The organism is Streptomyces sp. YIM 98790 (assembly GCF_011421595.1).
Taxonomy (GTDB): domain Bacteria; phylum Actinomycetota; class Actinomycetes; order Streptomycetales; family Streptomycetaceae; genus Streptomyces.
This window is the reverse complement of sequence record NZ_WTLH01000049.1, coordinates 12,678-33,983: the sequence shown is the minus strand read 5'-3', so window position 1 is coordinate 33,983 and position 21,306 is coordinate 12,678. Positions and strand designations below refer to the sequence as shown.

At 72.9% G+C, this 21,306-nt stretch carries 14 protein-coding genes; 6 read left to right on the top strand and 8 right to left on the bottom strand.

Going from position 1 to position 21,306, the window contains the following annotated elements:
- The 3 genes from GQS09_RS11310 to GQS09_RS11300 form a co-directional block, all read right to left on the bottom strand.
- Positions 1–1,849 (bottom strand): condensation domain-containing protein (locus GQS09_RS11310; protein WP_243761306.1); only part of this gene is annotated, 1,849 nt, incomplete at its 3' end.
- Positions 1,807–5,493, bottom strand: coding sequence for a non-ribosomal peptide synthetase (locus tag GQS09_RS11305; RefSeq protein ID WP_165985893.1), 3,687 nt, complete (start codon positions 5,491–5,493; stop codon positions 1,807–1,809). The genes GQS09_RS11310 and GQS09_RS11305, both read right to left, overlap by 43 nt.
- A 13-nt stretch (positions 5,494–5,506) precedes the next feature.
- The gene (locus GQS09_RS11300; RefSeq protein WP_165985892.1) at positions 5,507–6,766 is read right to left on the bottom strand and encodes a condensation domain-containing protein; all 1,260 of its coding nucleotides are present in this window, start codon (positions 6,764–6,766) and stop codon (positions 5,507–5,509) included.
- Between the two features lie 251 nt (positions 6,767–7,017).
- Between GQS09_RS11300 and GQS09_RS11295 the strand changes: the two genes are divergently transcribed.
- Positions 7,018–9,012: an amino acid adenylation domain-containing protein gene (locus GQS09_RS11295; protein WP_165985891.1), complete on the top strand. Its 1,995-nt coding sequence runs from the start codon at positions 7,018–7,020 to the stop codon at positions 9,010–9,012.
- A 34-nt stretch (positions 9,013–9,046) separates the two neighbouring features.
- Here GQS09_RS11295 and GQS09_RS11290 read toward each other — a convergent pair whose 3' ends face one another.
- Entirely contained in the window at positions 9,047–10,252 is a 1,206-nt protein-coding gene (locus GQS09_RS11290; RefSeq protein WP_165985890.1) for a cytochrome P450, read from the bottom strand.
- 176 nt (positions 10,253–10,428) lie between these two features.
- Between GQS09_RS11290 and GQS09_RS11285 the strand changes: the two genes are divergently transcribed.
- The 4 genes from GQS09_RS11285 (at position 10,429) to GQS09_RS11270 (ending at position 14,103) form a co-directional block, all read left to right on the top strand.
- Positions 10,429–11,337, top strand: coding sequence for a thioesterase II family protein (locus tag GQS09_RS11285; protein ID WP_165985889.1), 909 nt, complete (start codon positions 10,429–10,431; stop codon positions 11,335–11,337).
- A gap of 65 nt (positions 11,338–11,402) precedes the next feature.
- Positions 11,403–12,080 carry an SDR family NAD(P)-dependent oxidoreductase gene (locus GQS09_RS11280; protein WP_399552479.1) on the top strand — a complete coding sequence of 226 codons (678 nt, stop codon included), beginning with the start codon at positions 11,403–11,405 and terminating at the stop codon, positions 12,078–12,080.
- A 35-nt stretch (positions 12,081–12,115) separates the two neighbouring features.
- Complete coding sequence (locus GQS09_RS11275) at positions 12,116–13,354, top strand: pyridoxal phosphate-dependent aminotransferase (protein ID WP_165985888.1); 1,239 nt, start codon at positions 12,116–12,118, stop codon at positions 13,352–13,354.
- Complete coding sequence (locus GQS09_RS11270; protein ID WP_243761304.1) at positions 13,354–14,103, top strand: tryptophan 2,3-dioxygenase family protein; 750 nt, start codon at positions 13,354–13,356, stop codon at positions 14,101–14,103. Before GQS09_RS11275 ends, GQS09_RS11270 begins: the two co-directional genes overlap by 1 nt.
- Positions 14,104–14,338: 235 nt before the next feature.
- On the opposite strand, the gene GQS09_RS11265 is transcribed toward GQS09_RS11270, so the two are convergent.
- Together GQS09_RS11265 and GQS09_RS11260 are read right to left on the bottom strand one after the other, a co-directional pair.
- Positions 14,339–14,854: a helix-turn-helix domain-containing protein gene (locus GQS09_RS11265; RefSeq protein ID WP_165985887.1), complete on the bottom strand. Its 516-nt coding sequence runs from the start codon at positions 14,852–14,854 to the stop codon at positions 14,339–14,341.
- Positions 14,855–16,161: 1,307 nt separating this feature from the next.
- Positions 16,162–17,364, bottom strand: a complete 1,203-nt coding sequence (locus GQS09_RS11260) for a cytochrome P450 (protein ID WP_165985886.1) — start codon at positions 17,362–17,364, stop codon at positions 16,162–16,164.
- 146 nt (positions 17,365–17,510) lie between these two features.
- Between GQS09_RS11260 and GQS09_RS11255 the strand changes: the two genes are divergently transcribed.
- Positions 17,511–18,728 (top strand): cytochrome P450, encoded by a 1,218-nt coding sequence (locus GQS09_RS11255; protein ID WP_165985885.1) that lies wholly within the window; start codon positions 17,511–17,513, stop codon positions 18,726–18,728.
- A gap of 59 nt (positions 18,729–18,787) precedes the next feature.
- Here the strand turns inward: GQS09_RS11255 and GQS09_RS11250 are convergent, their stop codons facing one another.
- On the bottom strand, positions 18,788–19,519 hold the full coding sequence (locus GQS09_RS11250; RefSeq protein WP_165985884.1) for a 4'-phosphopantetheinyl transferase superfamily protein: 732 nt from the start codon (positions 19,517–19,519) through the stop codon (positions 18,788–18,790).
- Positions 19,520–19,532: 13 nt separating this feature from the next.
- Complete coding sequence (locus tag GQS09_RS11245) at positions 19,533–21,281, bottom strand: (2,3-dihydroxybenzoyl)adenylate synthase (protein ID WP_207957697.1); 1,749 nt, start codon at positions 21,279–21,281, stop codon at positions 19,533–19,535.
- Positions 21,282–21,306 lie beyond the last annotated feature (25 nt).

Here is a 21,306-nt window from a genome sequence, read left to right as displayed (position 1 = left end):
AAGTCAGCACCGACCCCTCACCACACACCGCCACCCGGTCCGGGAACGCACGCGCCCGCTCGAACACCGCCCCATGCAACACACGAGGCACCACCGCACACCGCGTCGCATTCACCCGCTCCCGCACCACCACCTGACCCGACGGAAGCCCCACGGCCGGCGGCGGCAGCTCCCAGTCGTGGCCGGACAGCGCGTCCAGCAGCCGGCACAGCGCGTCGAAGGCGTCCTCCATCACACCGGGCGCGAACAGGCCGTCGATGTAGTCCCAGTTGATGCTGAGCCCGCCGCCCTGCTCGATCACCTGGCAGTCCAGGGTCACCTGCGGCGTCTGGGACAGCCCCCGCGTCTGCGTGCCGAAGGAGAGCTCCAGGTCGGGGAACTCCCCGGAGACCCCGAGGGTCGAGGTGAACACGACCGGCATGAGCATCTGCGCGGCGCCGTGGCGCTGCGCGAGCTGCTGCAGCACCCACACCGCGGACACGCTGTTGTGCTCCATCCCCTCCCAGACCTGGCCCTGCACCCGGCGCACGGTCCGCACCCACGGCTCGTCCGGGCTGCTCTCGTGGCCCAGCAGCATCAGGGAGGTGAAGTCGCCGACCACGCGGTTGACATCGGGGTGGAGGTCCTGGCGGTCGAACACGGTGAGCGTCAGGGTCAGCGCGGGTTCGGCGCACCAGGCCGCCAGCACCTCGGCGAATGCCGTGGCCACGACGGTGGAGGCGGTCAGCCCGTGGTCGGCGGTCCGCCGGCGCAGCTCCTGCCACCGTCCGGGCTCGATCCGAGCCTCGCGGCGGACGAAACGCGGCCGGTCCACCTCCTCCGGGTCGGCCTGAAGCGGCAGCGCCGGCGGCGGGGGCAGGTTCTCGATGGCCCGGAGCCAGTAGTCCTCGTCGCGCCGACGGACCGCGTCATCGGGCCGGGTGGCCAGCAGGTAGTCCCGGTAGGACAGGTTCAGCTCCGGCAGCTTCAGGTCCGGGTCGGCGTACAGGGCCGACAGCTCGCTCAGAACCGTGACGATGCTGAGCGCGTCGAGAACGATGTAGTCGAAGCCGATGCCGATGACCGTGCGCCCGTCCTCGCACTGGACCGCACGCACGTCGAAGAGCGGCCAGGTGGTGACGTCCAGGATCTGGCTGTCCATGCGGCGCAGCTCGGCGACCGCCCCGTCGAACTCGTCCGCGGTCGTGGTGCGCACCGCCGGCCGGAACCTCGGCACGGTCGCCAGGATGCGCTGCCGGCCGTCCTTGCCGAGGACGGCACGCATCATCTCGTGCCGGCCGATGACCGTGTTCCACGCCTCCTCGAAGCGGTTGAGATCCACCGAGTCGGCCTCGAACTCCCAGTACCACCAGGAACCGACGCCGCCCAGGGTGAAGCCGGGGTCGCGTCCCAGCCAGTAGGCCCGCTGCACGTCGGTCAGCTCGAAGGGCTCGTGCCGGTGCGCCGGGTCGGCGGTGATCGCCGCGGTGGCGTCGCCGGGGCCGTCCACCCTGGTCAGCCGGGCGGCGAAACCGGCGACGGTCGGGGCACTGAACAGGTCACCGAGGCTGCCCTCGAACCCTTGGCGGCGCAGGGCGGCGAGCATGCGCGTGGCCAGCAGGCTGTCGCCGCCGAGGTGGAAGAAGTTCGACCGGCGGGTGACCGGTGCGGCGTCCAGCAGACCGGCCCATACGTCGGCGAGGGTCGCCTCCGCACCGGTGAACCCGGTGTCCGGCGGCCCGTCCGCACCGTCCGCACCGTCCGCACCGGTGAGCCGCCGCGCGAGCTCGGCACGGACCCGGCCGCGGTCCACCTTGCCGTTGGCGCTCAGCGGCAGGGTTCCGGCGGCCTCGACGCGGGCCGGCACCATGTACTCGGGCAGGTGCGCGNCGCCTCCGCACCGGTGAACCCGGTGTCCGGCGGCCCGTCCGCACCGTCCGCACCGTCCGCACCGGTGAGCCGCCGCGCGAGCTCGGCACGGACCCGGCCGCGGTCCACCTTGCCGTTGGCGCTCAGCGGCAGGGTTCCGGCGGCCTCGACGCGGGCCGGCACCATGTACTCGGGCAGGTGCGCGGCGGCGGTGGCCAGCACCCGCGCGGGGGAGACACCGGCGCCGTCGCGCCCGGTCACCAGCGCGCAGAGCGTGTCGTGGAGTTCCGGCAGTACCACGGCGACGGCCCGGTCCACGTCGCTGTCGCGCTCCAGCGCGCGCTCGATCTCGCCGAGTTCGATGCGGTGTCCGCGGATCTTGACCNCCCGCGCGGGGGAGACACCGGCGCCGTCGCGCCCGGTCACCAGCGCGCAGAGCGTGTCGTGGAGTTCCGGCAGTACCACGGCGACGGCCCGGTCCACGTCGCTGTCGCGCTCCAGCGCGCGCTCGATCTCGCCGAGTTCGATGCGGTGTCCGCGGATCTTGACCTGGTGGTCGGTGCGGCCGAGGAACTCCAGGGTGCCATCGGGGTGGTAACGCCCCAGATCACCGGTGCGGTACCAGCGTTCGCCGTCCACGGTGACAAAGGAGGCCGCCGTGCGCTCGGGATCACCACGATAGCCCCGGGCCAGACCCGCCCCACCGATCCACAACTCCCCCGGAACCCAGTCCGGACGGTCACGCCCATGCGCATCCACCACGCGATAGCACTGATTGGGCAGCGGATGACCATAAGGAACGGACACCCAGGCCGGATCGATACGGCCGACATCGAAAACGTTGGACCAGATCGCCGCCTCGGTCGCCCCACCCATCGCCACCAGCCGCGCACCCGGCGCAGCCGCACGCAGACGGTCCAGCAGATCCAGCCCCACCCAGTCCCCGGACACCATGGCCACCCGCAGATCCGGCAGACCGGCACCCCCCTCACACGCAACCAGCAGCATGTCCAGCAACGTGGGAACGGTGTTCCACACCGTGACACGGTGCCGGCGCATCAGACGAGCCCACACCGCCGCCTCACGACGGGCCTCCTCGGCGACCGTGACCACCTGCCCCCCAACGGCAAGCACCCCGAAAATGTCATAGACCGACAGATCGAAATCCAGCGCCGAAACCGCCAGCACACTGTCCCGCTCCGTCAGCCCATAACGCTCATTGACCGCATCAATGGTGTTGGCCGCAGCGGCATGAGAGATCTCCACCCCCTTGGGCTCACCAGTGGAACCAGAAGTGAAGACGATGTAGGCCAACTCCTGCGGCGACGGCAGCACCGGACCCTCCAGAGGAACACCGCCGGCCGCCCCGGCCACATCGACCGGCTCCACCGCCCCCNCCCGCTCCGTCAGCCCATAACGCTCATTGACCGCATCAATGGTGTTGGCCGCAGCGGCATGAGAGATCTCCACCCCCTTGGGCTCACCAGTGGAACCAGAAGTGAAGACGATGTAGGCCAACTCCTGCGGCGACGGCAGCACCGGACCCTCCAGAGGAACACCGCCGGCCGCCCCGGCCACATCGACCGGCTCCACCGCCCCCGGCCACCCCTCCCGCACCCCACCACCCGAACCACCCGAACCACCCGAACCGCCCGAGCCGCCCGAGCCGCCCGACACCAGGACATGACGCGCACCCGAGGAGGCGAGAATGCGATCACGCCGGGCAACAGGCTGATCCACACCAACGGGCACATAGCAACCACCCGCCGCCAGCACCCCCAGCACCGCAACGATCTGCTCCGGCCCCTTGGGCACCGACACCGCCACCGGCTCCCCCGCACCCACACCCCCCTCCACCAGCCGCCGCGCAACGGCCAGAGCCCCACGCGCCAGACCGCCGTAAGTCAGCACCGACCCCTCACCACACACCGCCACCCGGTCCGGGAACGCACGCGCCCGCTCGAACACCGCCCCATGCAACACACGAGGCACCACCGCACACCGCGTCGCATTCACCCGCTCCCGCACCACCACCTGACCCGACGGAAGCCCCACGGGCAGTGTCCGCGACCACGCTTCGGCGTCCGAGGCGAGCAGCCGCACCCGGTCCACGAAGGCGTCGAACATGGCGGCCGGTACGCCCTCACTGAACAGGTTCTCGGCGGTCTCCCAGTTGACCAGCATGCCGCCGTCCCGCTCGACGACCTGGAGGTCGATCCACACGCCCGGGGTCTGGGAACTCATCCAGACCGGCTGTCCGAACAGGTCGAGCGCGGGCGGGCCGAACAGCTCGCCCAGGCTCAGCGCGCTGGTGAACACCACCCCGGAGCGGTTCCGGGCGCCGCCCGCCGTGCGTGCCAGGTCCCGCAGCACCGAGGTGCCGCCGTAGCTGGAGTGGGCGGCGTCGCGCCGGTACTGCTCCTGGAGCGCGCGGGCGCGGTCGGCGAACGGACGGGTCGCGTCGGGCCGGGCCTCCAGCAGCAGCAGATCCGTGAAGTCTCCGACCAGCCGCCCGACGTCGGGGTGGACCGGGAGCCGGTTGAGCACGGGGAGGTTGAGGAGGAAGTGCGGGGTGTCGCTCCAGGCCGCGAGGACATCGGCGTACGCCGCGGCGAGGGCCATCGAGGTGGTCACCCGGTGCATCCGCGCATGACGGCCGAGCCGGGCGTAGGTCTCGCGGGGAATCCAGGTGTGGCGCCGCACGGTGACGACCTCGCCGAGCCGTTCCGGAGCGGTCGCGAGCGGCAGCGCCGGCGCGGTGGGCAGGGACTCCGCCCGGCCGCGCCAGTACTCGGCGTCCCGGTCGCGCCGGCGCGGGGCGCCCGCCTCCTCGGCCAGCCGCAGGTAGTCGGGGAACCGCAGGTCCAGCGGGTCCGTGTCGACACCGTCGGCCGCGTACAGCCGCGCCAGGTCGGAGACCACGATGCGGAAGCTCCCGGCGTCGCACACGATCATGTCGATGTCGAGGCACAGCCGGCAGGCCTTCTCGCCCAGCAGCACCAGCCGTGCCTCCAGGCCCCGTCCGTCCTCGATGCGCAGCGTCTGCCGGGACATCCGCTCCCGCAGGGAGGCCAGCCGTTCGTCCCGCGTGCCGGCGTCCAGCGCACGGAGGTCCACGACCTCGTCCAGCCCCCACAGGCCGGGGCGGATGCTCTGGACGCCGTCGTCCGCGATCCGCGTCCGCAGCAGCGGGTGGCGTTCGCGGAGTGCCCGGACCGCACGGTCGAGCCGGCCGGGGTCCAGATCGGCGTCGAACTCGAAGTAGAAGTGCGAGCCGGTCCGCAGCGGCATGCCGGGCCGGCGTCCCGACCAGTAGGCGTGCTGCATGGGGGCCAGCGCGAACGCCTCCCCGGCCGCGGGTTCCACCGCCGGTCCGGCGGTGGCTGCGTCACCGTCCATCAGCCGCGCCCACGCCGCGACCGTGGACTCCTCGATCAGGTCGCCGAAGGTGACGTCCACGCCGGCGGACTGCCAGTCGGATGCCAGCATCATGACGCCGAGGGAGTCCAGCCCGAGACTGACGAGGTCGTCGTCGATCCCGATGTCGGCCGCCGGGATGCCGAGCTTCGCGGCGACATCCGCGCGGATGTCGTCCGCCCGCAGGGCCCGGGGGTGCGCCACCTGGTTGATGTCTCGCTCGGTCATGCGGATCTCTCCTTCAGGACACGGCGTGGCCGGTGTGAGCGCTGCAGATCCCGACGTACGCCGCCAGCAGTTCGCGGGCGAACTCGGGGGAGAACCGGTCGGGGTTGAAGAAGAGCAGGATGCGGACCGTGTCCTGGGTCGGCACGGCGACCAGCTCCAGCTCGAAGCGCGTCGGCACCTCGTCGGGCACCAGGACCTCGATGTCCAGGCCGCCCGCCCGGGTGGTGTACACGGGGTCGGGCATCATCTGGAACACCACGTCGTCCGGCCGCCGCGTCCTGTCGTCCAGGGCGAGGGGCAGCATCTGCAGCGGCATCGCCTGGTGGACGAACGCCTCCGTCACGGTGGTGTGCGCGGCGCGCAGGTGATCGGTGAAATCCCCGTGGGGTCGCAGCACGGTGCGCAGCAGCACCATGTTGGCCAGGAACCCGACGGTGTCCCGGTACTCCGGCGCACGGTTGGCGAACAGCGTGGCCACCGTCAGATCGCTGCTGCCGCTCACCTGCTGGAGAGCCCGGTAGTAGGCGGTCAGCAGGGCGACGAACAGGGTGCTGCGCTCGCCGCGTGCGACGGCGTCCAGCGCGGCCACGGTGCCGGCGTCGAGCGTGTGCTGCACGAGATCGGTATGGCGCGGCGCCCCGGGTGTGGCGCGGGACATCGGCAGCGGCGGGAGGGTCATCCCGCGGAGCTGCCGGGACCAGTACGCGGTGAGCCGCTTGCCCGCGTCCGAGGCCAGGGCCTGCCGCTGCTGCGCCGCGAAGGCCGAGTAGGGCGTGGCCGGCTCGGGATCCGGCCGGTCCGCGGGCCTGTCCAGCGCGGCGCACAGATCCTGGAGAACGAGTCGGCAGGACCACGCGTCGGTGACCATGTGATGCATGTTGAAACAGAGGATGTGATGGTCGGCCGCGAGCCTCCACAGGGTGAGCCGCACCCCACTCCCGGACGGGTCGATGCGGGTGCCCAGCTCGGTCCTGACGGCCTCGCCGGCGGCCGACTCCGGGTCCGCGGCGCCGCTGAGGTCGACCTCGTGCAGGACGGGCGACACCTGGTCGGCGATCACCGCCCTGAGCCGCCGTCCGCCCCCGGTGAAGGTGGTCCGCAGCGCCTCGTGCCGAGCCGTCACCGCGGCGACGGCACGGGTGAGCCGCGCCCTGTCGAGGGGGCCTCGCAGGCGGCACAGGGTCGGGCAGTTGAGGGCCCCCTCCTCGCCGCGGTAGCGGTCGAGGAACCAGAGCAGGGTCTGTCCGACGGAAGGCTGGATTTCGGCTGCCACGCCCGCAACGTAGCCACTTGAGGGTCCGGCCCCGGGCGACGTTGAAAGAAAGGTGCGAGAACTCGGAGCCGGCGCGGCCCGCCGCCGTGCCCGCCACCTTCATGAACCTGTCGCGGCCGCGGCCGCGGCGGGGCCCGGGCGCCATCGTGGGACGGGGAGTGTGCCGGGCGGCAGCCGCGCGCCGCGGGCCGGGCCGCCGGCGGAGCGGCAGGGGACCGGTCCGCGGCACCGTGAGATCTCGGAGGTCAGCGATGAGCCGGAACCCGTTCGAGCGGGACGACCAGAGCTACGTCGTGCTGTGCAACGACCGCGGCCAGCGTTCGCTGTGGCCCGGGGACCGCCCGGTGCCGGCGGGCTGGTCGGTCGAGCACGGGCCGGTCGCGCGGGAGGCGGCATGCGCCTTCGTGGACCGCGTGTGGCCCGATGTGCGTGCCGTCCGCGGACCGGCCGCCGCCCTGCCCACACTGCCCGAATGCTTCGAGCGGGTCGTGGCCGCCCACCCGCGGGAGCCCGCCGTCGAGGCGGACGGGAACGTGCTGACGTACGACGCCCTGGCGGCGCGGGTCAACCGCCTCGCCCGGGTGCTGATCGGCCGGGGGGTGGGCCCCGGCGACCTGGTCGGGCTGTCGATCGCCCGGGGCGGCTGGCTGCCGGCCGCGGCCCTCGCCGTGGCCACCGCCGGCGCCGCCTACGTGCCGCTGGACCCGGCCTACCCGCGGGACTGGATCGCGCACGCGGTCGGGGACGCCGCGCTGGACTGCCTGCTGCACAGCGGCCCGCACGACGCCGTCACGGACCGGGTCCCGGTCCTCGGTCTCGACGGCCCCCGGGCCGGGAGCCTGCTGTCCGCCGCGGACCCCGGCCCGGTCGCGCCACGGGAGCGGACCCGGCCGCTGACCGCCGACGACCCGATGTACGTCATCTACACCTCCGGTTCGACCGGTGTGCCCAAGGGCGTCGTGGTACCGCACGCGGGCGTTGCCGGCCTGGTCGCGACGCAGCGGCAGTGGATCGGCGCCGGGCCCGGCGACCGGGTGCTGCAGTGGGCCTCGTTCAACTTCGACGCCGGATTCTGGGACATGACGCTGGCGCTGCTCTCCGGTGCCACCCTGGTCGTCACCGACGAGCGGGACGTCCTGCCCGGTGACGACCTGCACCGCACCCTGCGGCACCGGGCCATCAGCCACGCGGTGCTGCCTCCGGTGGCCCTCAGCCTCACCGACAGCACCGGCGTGCTGGAAGGCGGTGTGCTGCTGTCCACGGGGGACGTCTGCACCCCGGCCCTGGTGCGCACCTGGGCGCCGAACCGGCGCATGTACAACGGCTACGGCCCGACCGAGATGACCGTCGGTGTCACGATGGCCGGGCCGGTGTCGCCCGGTTCCGCGGTCGGCATCGGCCGCCCGTGGCCGGGCAACGAGGTGCGGGTGCTCGACGGCGGCCTGCGCCCCTGCGCGCCCGGCGAGGAGGGCGAGCTCTACCTGGCCGGCTCCGGGGAGGCCCTGGGGTACCTGAACCGGCCCTCCCTGACGGCGGAGCGGTTCGTCGCCGACCCCTTCGGCGCGCCCGGAGCCCGGATGTACCGCTCCGGCGACCTCGGCCACCGCTCGGCGGACGGCGAGCTGTTCTTCGGCGGCCGCGCGGACCACCAGGTCAAGCTGCGCGGCTTCCGCGTCGAGCTGGGCGAGATCGAGGCGGCCCTGGACGCCTGCCCCGGGGTGGCGCTCAGCGCCGTGGTGGTGACCGGCACCCTCGACGAGGCCCGGATGACGGCGTACGTGGCGGCGCACCGGGGCAGCAGCCCGAAGCCGGCCGAACTCCGTCACCGGCTGGCGCGGAAGCTGCCCGCCCACATGCTGCCCGCGGAGATCGTGCTGCTGGACGCGCTGCCGACGACGAGCAACGGCAAGGTGGACCGGCGCGCCCTGGAGAAGCTGGACGGCCGGGCGGCACCGGCGGCCGGTGCCGGCGCCCGCGGCGACGGCGCCGCCCGGGACGGCCGCCGCCGTGCCGCCCCGGCCCCGGACGGCCGGCGCGTGGAGGCGCTGTGCGAGCTGGCGGCGCGGGTGCTGGGCGTCCCGTCCGTCGCGCCGCAGGAGAACTTCTTCGACCTGGGCGGCCACTCCGTGCTCGCCGTCAAGCTCTCCCGCGGGGTGCGGGACGCGTGGGGGCTGACCCTGCCGGTGCGCGCGATCATCGAGAGCCCGACCATGGAGGATCTGGCCGGGCACCTGCTGCCGGCGTGAGCCCGGGGCCAGCGTGCTCGTGCCGCTCCGCGGATCAGCGGAGCACGAGCCGCAGGTCCTCGTACCCGTACAGGAAGGTGCTGTAGACCCTGCGCGGCGGGGCCGCCACCTCGATCGTCCGCACCCGGCGGACGACCGAGGTCAGCACGGCCGTCAGCTCCAGCCTGCCGAGGAAGGCGCCCAGGCAGAAGTGCGGCCCGTGCCCCAGGGAGACATGCGGGTTGGGGTCGCGGCCGACGTCGAAGGTCCGCGGCCGTGCGAACACGGTGGGGTCGTTGTTGGCCGAGATGTTCCACATGCTCACGATGTCCCCGGCCCGGATGCGCCGTCCGCCGATGCGCACGTCGCACGTTGCGGTCCGGGCGAAGTGCATCGCCGGCGTGACCCAGCGCAGTACTTCCTCGACGGCCGTCGCGACCGTGGCGGAGCCCGTCCTGAGCCGCCGCCACTGGGACTCGTGGCGGCCCAGGGCGTCGAGTGCCCCGATGGCGGACATGCGGGTGGACTCGTCCCCGCCGAGGATCAGGCTGTAGCAGTTGAGTGCGATGTCGTCCTCGGACAGCGGCTCGCCCTCCACGCGGGCGCCGGCGAGCAGGCTGATCACGTCCTCGCCGGGCCGCCGCCGCCGCTCGCGGGCCGTCTCGACGAAGTAGGCGAGGATCTCGTTGCGGGCCTCCAGGGCGTCCACCGGGTCGGCGTCGCCGTGCGAGGACGACAGGGCACGTTTGTTCCAGGCGAGCAGGTCCGCACGGTCGGACGCGGGCAGCTCCAGGAGATCGCAGATCGTGTTGATCGGCAGCACCTCGGCCACCTCGGCCGCGAAGTCGAACCGGCCCGCTCCCACGACGCCGGCCACCAGTGCGTCGGCACGCGACCTGACCTGTTCCCCGACCTGCCGGATCAGCCGCGGCGAGAACGCGCGGAGCATGACGTGGCGCAGGTCGCGGTGGCGAGGCCGGTCCATGACGGCCAGCATCCGGCCCCCGGCCGAGTCCCGGCCCCGCAGCAGCACGTCGAGCACGGTGCCGCGGGCCGAGCTCAGGCGCGCCGCGTCCCGGTAGCACTCCAGGACGTCGGCATGCCGGGCCACCGACCAGAAGCCGGTGCCGTGCGGTGTCTCGTGCCAGGCGACAGGTGCCTGCGCCCGCATCCGGTCCCAGTAGGCGTGGGGGTCGTTGTCCACGAACGCGGCGGGATCGGTCAGATCCAGCGGCGGCACCGGCATGGCTGTCTCCGGCATCTCTCGGTCCTCCTGTGGCTCGGAGCGCGGGAGCACGTCCCGCAGGGGTCCGCCCGGTGATCGTGGCAAGCGAGGCGGGCCGGAGCGGGCGGGATGAATGAAACCGGAAGGATTCGGCTGGCCCGTCGCGGGCCCGTGCCATCGTCGAGGTGGTCATCGACCGATCGGAGGACGGTATGGAAGCGCGCACGTGGGTCAGGCCCCTGCATCCCCGCGCCGTCCCCGGCCGCCGGTCCGTGGCGGCACCGGGCGGCGGCAACGGCGGCGCGGACGGCCGGCACCGGACCCGCATCGTCTGCTGCCCGCATTCCGGCGGCTGGGCCGGGAGCTTCGCACCCTGGCGCGACCACGTCCGGGAGCTCGGCGGGGAAGCGGGCACCCCGGGCACCGAGCTGCTGGCGGTCCAGTATCCGGGGCACGGCGACCGGGGCGCCGAACGGCCGGAGGGGGACGTCGCGGCGATGGCCGCCGCGATCCGTGCGGAGCTGGCCGCGCGGTCCCCGGCGCGGCTGCTGCTGTTCGGCCACAGCTTCGGCGCGATCGTGGCGTTCGAGACGGCGCGGCAGATGGAAGCCGCGGGCACGCCCCCGGCCCTGCTGGCGGTCAGCGGCGCCCGGGCCCCCGGCCGGCCGGTGGCCTCCCCCGGTGACGCCCGGCTTCCGGACGAGGAACTGTGGCGGCGCCTGTCGGCCCTCGGCGGGATCGACCCGCTGCTGGCCGAGGACCCTGACGTGCGTGACCTGGTGCTCTCCGCCGTCCGCTCCGACATCGCCGCGCACGAGCGGTACGTCTCCGCCCCGCCGCCCGGCGCAACGGGTGTCGACATCCGGTGCTACCTGGGCTCCCACGATCCGCTGGTGCCCGCGGACGCCGGGGCGGGGTGGCGGGACTGGACCACCGGCCGCCTGGTCACCCGGGTGCTTGCCGGGGGGCACTTCCACCTCTTCGAGAACCCCCGCCCCCTGCTGGACGATCTGCTGGCCGAGCCTCCGGCCCACCCGCCGGCCCACCCGCCGGACGGGCACGCCGGCGCTCCCCCGGGCGAACGGGCCGGCACGGAACCGGAGTCGGCGGCGTGGCGGTGAACGCCCCCTGGTCGGGGCGGCGCGTGGTCGTGACGGGCGGTGGTTCGGGCATCGGGGAGGCCGTCGTGCGCAGAGCGGCGGAGCTGGGCGCGGCGGTGCTCGCGGTCGGACGGGACGCCGAGCGGCTGGCGCGGGCGGCGGACGTTGCCGGCCCCCGGGTGTCCGTCCACGCCTGTGACGTGACCCGGCCGGGCGCGGCGGCGTCGGTCGTGTCGGCCGCGCGGGAACACCTCGGCGGAATCGACGCCGTGGTCAACAATGCCGGGCACGCACGGTTCGCACCGCTGGACCGGGCCCGGCCCGACGATCTGCGGCAGATGCTGGAGACGAACGTCGTCGCCGCAGCCGAGCTGATCAGGGCGGCCCTGCCGGAGCTGCGGGCCAACCGCGGCAGCGTCGTCAACGTGTCGTCGGTCGGCGGTGTGCTGGCCATGCCGGGGCGCGCGTACTACGGCGCGAGCAAGGCGGCGCTGAACTCCCTGACCCGTTCGCTGGCCGTGGAGCTGGCGCCCGAGGTGCGGGTGAACGCGGTACTGCCCGGTCCCGTGGACACCGGGCTCTGGCAGGAGGCCGCCCAGGACGGCGCCGCGGCCCTGCGCGAGCGCATCATCGCGAGCACGCCGATGGGGCGGTTCGGCGAGGCCGGCGAGGTCGCCGCCTGGGTGTGCCAGCTGCTCGACCCCGGTGCCGGCGCCTGGGTCACCGGATCGCTCATCGCCGTGGACGGTGGCCGGACAGCCTGAACGACATCCCATCGAGCGCAGGAGGATTCACCATCATGGCTCAGCAGCCTCCGGTCTTCCCGGTGGCGTCCGCGATCCCCCCTTCGTGGCTGTACGAATCCTTTCGGCTGGCCAACGAGCGCGAGCGCCAGGGCCCATCGCTGATCAAGCTGCACGTCGGGGAGCCCGCGTTCGGGCCGCCCGAATCCGTGGGCCGGAGCCTCGCCGAGGCGGTGCTCGACGGCAGGACCCGCTACATCGACGTGCACGGCCTGCTCGAACTGCGCGAGGCCCTCAGCGAGAAGCTCGCCGCCGTCAACGGCATCGACGCCCCGGCCGACCACCTGTTCGTCACGCCGGGGTCGTGCCAGGGACTGGCGGCCCTGATGCGGAGCCTGTCCGAGCCGGGTGCCGAGATCCTCGTCCCCGCGATCCACTGGCCGGTGCATCTGCAGCAGGCGCTGCTGGGGGGCCTGCGCCCGGTCTTCTACGGGCTGGACGACTCGTTCGCGCCCGACCCGGAGTCGGTCCGCGCCGTGGCCACCGGCAGGACGCGGATTCTGCTGCTGAACTCGCCGGCGAACCCGACCGGTGCACTGCTGACCCGCGAGGTCCAGCTCCGGCTCTACGAACTGGCGGCACGCAACGGGTGGCAGATCATCAGCGATGAGGCGTACGAGGACTTCGCGTTCGAGTCGCCGCATGTGTCCATCGCCGCCCTCGAACGTGACCTGCCGCCCGCACAGCGGCTGGTCAACAGCGTCTTCACATTCTCCAAGGGGCTGGCCATGACGGGCTACCGGCTCGGCTACGTCGCGGTCGCCCGCCCCCAGGTGTGCGGCGCCATGCGGATGGTGCAGGAATCCAGCATCATCGCGCCCTCCGCCCCGATCCAGTACGCCGGGCTGAGCGCCCTGCAGGCGCGGGAGGCGCTGGCCGGCAACCATGAGTTCCTGCGCACGAACCGGGACGGCGTACTGCCGGCCCTGAGGGAGGCCGGGCTGCTGCGGGACCTCCCCGGCGGGGGCTGGTACGCGATGGTCGACGTGTCCTCCAGCGGCCTGACCGGCGAGCAGTTCGCCGCCGAACTGATGCGGACCCGGGACGTGGTGGTGGTGCCCGGCAGCGGGTTCTCCGCCCGCCCGGAGTTCGCCGCGGACGGGACGCTGCGCCCCCTCCTCCCGGGCGGCGTCGCCGGCGGGCTGGTGCGCATCGCGTTCTGTGTCGACCGCAAGCAGCTCGCCGCCGGCGTCGAGCAGATCGTGGCGCTGGTCGAGGAGAAGAGGAAAGGCTGATGGACGCCGAGGACTCTTACCAGGACTACCTGCGCGTCGACGAGCTCCTGTCGCTGCAGGAGCCGCGCTCGGAGAAGTACGGCTCCGGCCACATGGCGCTGTCGGAGCACTTCTTCATCGTCTGCCACCAGACGTGCGAGCTGTGGCTGAAGCAGATCCTGGCGGACCTGTCGGCCGTCGAGGACGCCTTCGCCACCATGCGCCGGGGTGACCTGGAACGGGCGGTCGACCTGCTCTACCGCGCAGGGGCGTTGCTGAGGCTGCTGCACGAGCAGTTGGTCGCGATGGAGAGGCTGTGCCTGGAGGACTTCGCGCATTTCCGGCAGTTCCTCGGTTCGGCGAGCGGCGCCCAGTCGGCCCAGTTCCACCGGCTGGAGCGGATGCTCGGGAACGCTTCCCGGGACGGCACGCTCTACCGGGCGTTCGTCCGGGGAGTGGAGCGGCATGGCGGCAGCGTGACCTCGATCGTCGAAGCCGGCGTGGACGCGGGCACCGAACACCGCGTCGTCGAGGGGCTGCTGCACGTCGGCAACGGCTATCTGCGCTGGAAGATCGGCCATGTCGGGCTGACCAGCGCCATGCTGGGCGGGACGGCGGGAACCGGCGGCAGTTCCGGAGTGGCGTATCTGGTGGACCGGGCGACCCTGCCGTTCCCCGAACTGCGCCTGCTGCGCGGCAAGGTGCACCAGCGGACCGCCGGCGGGCCGGGAACGGCGGCGGCGGACCGGCGGATCCCCTCGCCGGACTGAGCCGGGCCGCGCTCCCCGGGGCCGTCCCCGGGCGCGCCCGCCCACCGGAATTCCCTTCCCGCGCGCGGTGAAAGCCGCGCGGGAAACGCCCCGTAAAGAGCGCTCCACCGCGCGGCTCACCCCTTGGAAGTTTCCCGTCGTGGCCATTTCGGCACGCTGCTGCGGCCTTTCCGGGGCAGGTGTTCTCCGCGCTGCACTGCCGGCGCCCGGGCACCCCGATGCGCGGGCGGGAATTCTATGGAGAACGCCGGGGGTCCGAGTCCGCCCACCCCAGGATGTAGCCGCGTCCCCATACGGTTCGCAGTTCCAGACCGACCCTGGCGATCCGCTTGCGCAGCCGCAGTATATGGAGATCCAGCGCATTGTTGGAGAACCCCACGTTGATGTCGGCCAGTGCCTCCTGGAGTTCTTCTCGGCGGACCACTTGGCGGAAATCGGCGAGAAAGCACTGCATCATCGCCACCTGCGCATTGGACATCGGCACCGACTCACCGCCGTAGTAGAGCACGCCGGTGGGGTCGAGAACCGGGACGGAGTCGGCGGTGCGACGCTTGAGCACGGCGACTCTGGCCTCGACATCACAGCGCGCGACCGGCGGGCGTATCCAGTCCTCGCTCGGAGCTATATCGGTCGGCGGGATCGCGCCTCCTTCCACGACAAGCAAGGAGGGGACTCCCGCTTCACGAAGACGGGCACGCTCATGGCTCTGCGCCGGCCACCGCAGGAAAACGACCTTCCGCGCGTCACTCATCGCAGCCTCTTCGGAATAGACCCGTGCGTACCCCCTTGAGCTTCGGGCTCTGGACCGGGAACGCGGGGGACGGTGCTGTGGAATTGGCGAGTGTTCGGCATGTTGCCCCCATTGGCGGCATGTCTGTGGCGTCCTCCCCCGCCCGGGCGCTGCTCCGCAGGAGTCGGTCGATCCCCCGAACGGTGGAGCTTGCGCTGCGCGGCCGGCCCGGAAGGAAGAAGCGGACCGGCGCACAGGATGGTCACTCGTAGTCGATCGGACTCATGCGGACGCGGACGCCGCGTAGTCGACGCGCGTTGCAAGAAGCCGGCGTGTGTCCAGGTGTTGAGAAGGTGCGGTGGACGTACCCGGCCCCTGGCCCACTGCCGGACGCCTGGCCGAGGGCGGCGTCCGGCCGCGTCCCGTGGCCGGTGTCCGCCGGGATGCCGGCAGCGCGCCGGAAAGGGTGAGCGGCGCACTTGCCGTCCCGTTTCCGGGCCGGGTCCCGGCCCGCTGTTGTGCGGCCGCGCAGTGCCGCGGCCGGGTGCATGGCCGCCACGGCCGGAATCGCCCGCGAAAAGGGCGGGCGAAAGGCTTTGGCCGGGCAGGTGCGCCGCCGTCCGCGTCGGAGGATCTGCCGGCTCCCCCGGCGGGACGGTTCTGCTCGGTTCACGCCCGGCGGCTTGTGATCACGCCGTGTGTAACACCAGGATTCGCTCACCCCCAACGTCCGCTAGGCGGTGCACCACGGAATACCTTTTGCGGCCTGGTATTCGCTCTCTGCCCCGGCCGTAACAGCCGGATCATCCTCTGCTGTTCAATCCGCAACACGTGTTCCCGGGCCTGGCCGACCGCCCCGGAACCAGGATCTGCTCGGTCGTCGTCCCTATCTGCCGCACACGGCCCGCCAGTTCCTCCTGTTCGGACGCGCTCGGCCGCCGGGAGGCCGGATCGGTGCTCCTCCCGGCCTTGCCGGCTCACTTCTGCGGCGGCCGTGGATGAATCCCGGATTCCCCGGCCATTTCCGCGGCGCTCTTCCCGGTCTCCCTCATGATCCGTACAGCCCTCTGATGGAGTCGGGATCGAGCTTCCGACATGCCTCCACCATGACCATTTACCATCCTGTCGGCCACGGCCACTACGGTAGGATAAATTCTGAAGTTCAGGTAGGCAATGGTGCCTGAAGCACCCGCTGTTCGGCGGCGTCTCCCCGCCCGGCGGCGCGGGAAAAGGCGCCGGCTGCCCGTGGGGCAACCGGCACCGGAAAGATCGCGCCGCCGCTCCCCCGGCGCCGGATCTCCGTGCCCGTGCCCGGGAGCGGCACACCACTATTCCCCGGGACGCAGGGCGACGGGGATGCTCTGATAGGCGCGGAAGGTGACGCTGGGGCGCCGGATCATCCGTCCGGCCAGGCGCGGGGCTTCGGCGGCCCGCGCCAGCCAGTCGGCGACCGCGCGGCCCTCCACCCGGGCCAGGGCGGCACCCAGGCAGTGGTGCGGTCCGCCGCCGAAGCTGACGTGCGGGTTGGGGTCCCGGGTGATGTCGAGCTCCTCCGGCCGGTCGAAGCGCGCGGGATCGTGGTTCGCCGCGCCCAGCAGGAGGACGAGGATGCGTCCGGGACGGATGGTCCGTCCGTCGATGGCGACCGGTTCCCTGACGTAGCGGGCGGTGGCCTGGATCGGGGCGTCGTAGCGGAGCATCTCCTCCACGGTGCTCTCGGCCAGTTCCGGCCGCTCGCGCAGCTTCCGGAGCTGCTCGGGACGGGTGAGCAGGGCCGACCAGGTCGTCGAGATCAGGTTGGTGGTGGTCTCGAAACCCGCGAAGAACAGGAACACCACATTGTCGATCAGGGTCTCGCGGTCCAGGCCGGGCGTCTCCCGCTGCGCGGCCAGCAGATTGCCGATCAGGTCGTCGGCCGGCCGTGAAGCGCGCTCGTCGACCAGGGCGTTGACGTAGTCGCGCAGCCAGGTGACCGCGGCGTGCGCTCCTTCCCGCTCCTCGGGCGGCACGTAGAGCGCGAACGCCTTGGCGAGCTGCACGGCGTGCGGACGCACCGCCTCGCGGTCGACCTCCGGAATGCCGATCAGCTCGCAGACCACCGTCACCGGCAGCGGGAAGGCGAGATCGCCGACCACGTCGAACCGGCCCCTTTCCAGGGCCCCGGCCATGAGCCCGTCGACCTGTCCCGCCACGTAGTCGTAGAGCCGCCGCATCAGCCGGGGGCTGAACGACTGGTGCATGATCCGCCGCCAGAACGTGTGCGCCGGCGGGTCCCGGTCCAGCACGATGCGCTGCAGGAAGTCGTTGGCCGGCCCGGTGCCGTTGGAGAACTCGTGGTATTCCGGCGGGTATTCATGTCCCAGCCGGTGGTCCTTCAGAAGCCGTGACACATCCGCGTGGTGCGACACCACCCACTGCCCCGCGGAGCCGCGCGCCAGCCGTCCGGCCGCCCGCAGCTCGGCGTACACCGGATAGGGATCGTCGAGCACACGTGGATCGCGGGAGTCGAACCTCACCGGGAGCTGTCGCATCCCTTCCTGCCTCCTCCGCCGTTCCGGTCGGCAACCGAGCCTGGCAAAGCTGCGGCGCGTTCGTGCCGAACCTGTCGGCCAACCTTCACGGGCCGGGTGCACCCCGGGCGCCGCGCCTACCGTGGGCACACGTGGGAGGTGCCTCGATGCGTACGGACATGCCGCGGTACGTGCTGGAAGACGCCCGGAGAGTAGCGGACCCGTATCCGGTCTACCGGCGGCTCAGGGAGCACGGACCGGTGTGCCGGGGCGGCCCGGGGCAGTGGGTCTTCTCCCGCCACGCCGAAGTCAGCGCGCTGCTGCGGGACCCGCGTCTGGGCCGCGAATACCCCGAGCAGTACCAGGCGATGTCGATCGGGGAGGGCCCGGCCAACGACTACCTGCAGCGCATCATCATCAACCGCGACCACGAGGCCCACGTCCGGCTGCGGCGCCTGCTGACCAAGTCGCTGAACCCGGCGATGGTGCGTTCGCTCGCCGGCCCCATCGGCACCCTGGTGGACCGGATTCTGGACCGGGTGGCGGACCGCGGCACCTGGGATCTGGTGGCGGACCTGGCCGTTCCCGTCCCGATGACGGTGATGAGCGAACTTCTCTGCATACCGGAGGCCGACCGGGACGCCATCGCCCGGTGGTCGACCTCGCTGGCACAGGCGTTCGCGGTGTTCATCCCCGAGGAGAAGCGGCACGAGGCGCACGAGGCCGTCATCCGGCTGCGCGAGTACTTCGCCGGCCTGGTGCGGGAACGACGCCGCCGGCCCGGCGACGACCTGCTGTCGCGGATGCTCACCGCGGTGCGCGAGGGCACCGAGCCGCTGAGCGACGAGGAAATCGTCGACAACGCGCTCTTCGTGTACTACGCCGGCTTCGAGACCACCACGAACGTGATCGCCACCGGCGGCGGCGCGCTTCTCACCGACCCCGCCCTGCAGCACCGGCTCCGTGCGGACCCCGGCATCGTCGGCACCGCGCTGGAGGAGTTCATGCGGTACGACGCGCCGATCCACACCACGTCGAGACTGGTCCTGGAACCGATCGAGATCGCGGGGCTCACCCTCCGCCGGGGCCGGGTCGTGGTTCTCCTCCTGGCCTCGGCGAACCGCGACGAGACGGTGTTCGAGGACCCCGACCGGCTGCACCTGACCCGTTCGCCCAACCCGCACGTGAGCTTCGGGGGCGGAGTCCACCTGTGCCTCGGAGCGGCGCTCGCACGGGTCGAGGGGGCGGTGTTGTTCGAACGCCTGCTGGCCCGCTTCCCGCACCTCGAACCGGCCGGCCGGGCCCGCTGGAGTCCGAGCACCGGTGGCTTCCGCTTCCCGTACTGGGCCTGGGAGGGGATGCCCGTCGCCGCCCGGCCGGCCTGACCCGGCCCGCTGTCCCGGCCCGCTGTCCCGGCCGGCCCGGCGGCCTGCCCGGCCGGGGCTCAGCCGCCGGGCAGCTCGCCCACGGCGGTCACGATCGCGGTGACCAGGACACCGCGGCGCGCCAGCCATCGTCCCGGCAGGGCGGGGAAGCCGTCCGCCTCCGGCTCCGGCCGCCGCCGGGCGCCCGCGGACCCGCCGGGCGTGCCGGCGGTGCCGGAGAGGCGGACCACGAATCCGCCGCCGCGGGCGTCCGGACGCGTGCCCTCGAAGCGGACCTCGGCGTCGTGGAAGTCGAGCCAGGTGCCCACGGCGTACGACCACACCTTGTAGAACGCCTCCTTGGCGCAGAACAGCAGCCGGTCCCACCGCACCTCCGCACGGCCGGTCCGCAGGGCGGCGAGGTGACGCAGTTCCCCGGCCGAGGCGATGCGCCGGATCAGGCCCTCCGGCAGCGGTTCGTCGGGCTCCGCGTCGATGCCCAGGCCGGACACCGCCGAGGCGGGCGCCACGACGGCGGCCCGGTAGCCGCGGCAATGGGTGAGACTGCCGACCAGCCCGTCCGGCCAGCGCGGCGCCCCGAGGTGCCCCGGCAGCAGCGGCGCCGGTGCCCGCCCCAGGCACCGCATGCACTGCGCGGCGGCCCAGCGCACCGTGGTGTACTCCCGGACCCGCGCCGGGACGGCGCCCCGGACGACGGCGTGCTCGGCCTCGAACAGCCGGTGCCGGTGCGCGGGCAGGTCGCCGAAGAGGTCGGCGGCGGCGACGTCCGCCGGCACCAGCTCCTCGATCACCCCGGACCCCGGCTCATCCGGCTCCGGCGGTTCCTGCGGTTCCCGTGGTTCCTGCGGTTCCCGTGGTTCCTGCGGTTCCCGTGGTTCCGGCGGTACCGGCGGTACCGGCGGTACCGGCGGTACCGGCGGTACCGGCGGTACCGGCTGCGTCCGCCCGCAGCGCGGTCTTGTCGATCTTTCCGACCGGTGTCCGCGGCAGGCTCGGCACCAGCCGCAGCTCGTCGGGCAGCTTGTAGACGGCCAGCCCTCTGGCCGTCAGGTGGCGCTTGAGGTCCGGCAGGCCGACACCGTCGTCTCCCGAGGGCACGACGTAGGCCACACAGGCCTCGCCGAGCACGGTGTCGGGCCGGCCCACAAGGGCGGCGTCGCCGACCGCCTCGTGGCTGCGCAGGTGGAGTTCGACCTCCTCGGCCGACACCTTCTCGCCGCCCCGGTTGATGATGTCCTTGGCGCGCCCGGCAATGACCACGTTGCCCTCGGGCGTCATCCGGGCGAGGTCCCCGGTGCGGAAGAACCCGTCGGCGGTGAACGCGGCACGGTTCGCCTCGGGGGCGTTCCAGTAGCCCCGGATGGTGTACGGGCCCCGCGCGAGGAGTTCGCCGGTCTGCCCGGGCGGCACGTCGCGCAGCTCCTCGTCGACGATGCGCACCTCGTCGAACTCCGACAGCGGCCGTCCCTCGGTGCCGTGGACGACCTCCTCGGGATCGTCCAGCCGGGTGTGGGTCAGCAGCCCCTCGCCGATGCCGAACCAGTTGCTGATGCGGCAGCCCAGCGCGCGCCGGGTGCGGCCGGCGGCCTCGGCGTCGAACTTGGAGCTGCCGACCTGGAGCAGGACGTTGCTCATGTCGACCCGCCGCGTGGCGCTCGCGGCGGACCACAGCGCGGCCACCGCGGGCACCACGGTCGTGTGGGTGACTCCCTCGCGCTCGATCAGCCCGAAGACCTCGTCGGGGGCCGGGCTCGACGCGAGCACCGCCTTGCCTCCCACGAGCAGCGCCCCCCAGACGCCGGGGCAGCCCAGGGCCGCGTTGTGCGCCGCCGGGTTGGCGGCGAGATAGACCGAGTCGCGGCCGAACCGCAGGGCCTCGGCACAGCCGCGGATGTTGAACAGGTAGTCGTCATGGGTGCGCGGGATCAGCTTCGGCTTGCCGGTGCTCCCGCCGGAGAGCAGCAGCAGCGCCACGCCGCCCGGGTCCACGCCGGGGAAAGGCCGCCCGGCCGCGGCCGCCCCGGCGGCCCGCACCGCGTCCAGGGACGTGAACTCCTCGGCGTCGCCGCCGATCACGCAGTGCAGGTCGGGCCGTGTCTCCCGCAGGTGGCGGGCGAGCGGCCGGTGGTCGAAACCCTGGAAGCGGTCGATCGTCAGGTAGCCGGCCGCCTCGGCGGCCGCGGCGAGATGGTCGATCTCGCTGCGGCGGTGTCCCGGCAGGGCGAGCACCGGGGTGATGCCCGCCCGCAGCATGGCGACGGTCACGGTGAGGAACTCGACGACGTTGGGCAGCTGCACCACCATGCGGTCGCCGGGGCGCAGGCCGAGGGCGGTCAGGCCGTGAGCGATCTCGTCGGCCTCGGCCCGCAGCCGGCCGTGGCTGATGCGCCGGCGGCGGTCGACCGCGGCCGTCGCGTCCGGTACGGCATCGGCCGCGGCGGTGAGGGCGTCGCCCAGGGCGATGCCCTGCCACAGACCCGCCCGCCGGTAGCGCTCGGCATCGGCCTCGGGCCACGGGATGAACTTGCCGGTCTTCGTGAAGGTGTCGGTCATCGGCATCCTCGGCAGGACGGCGCGG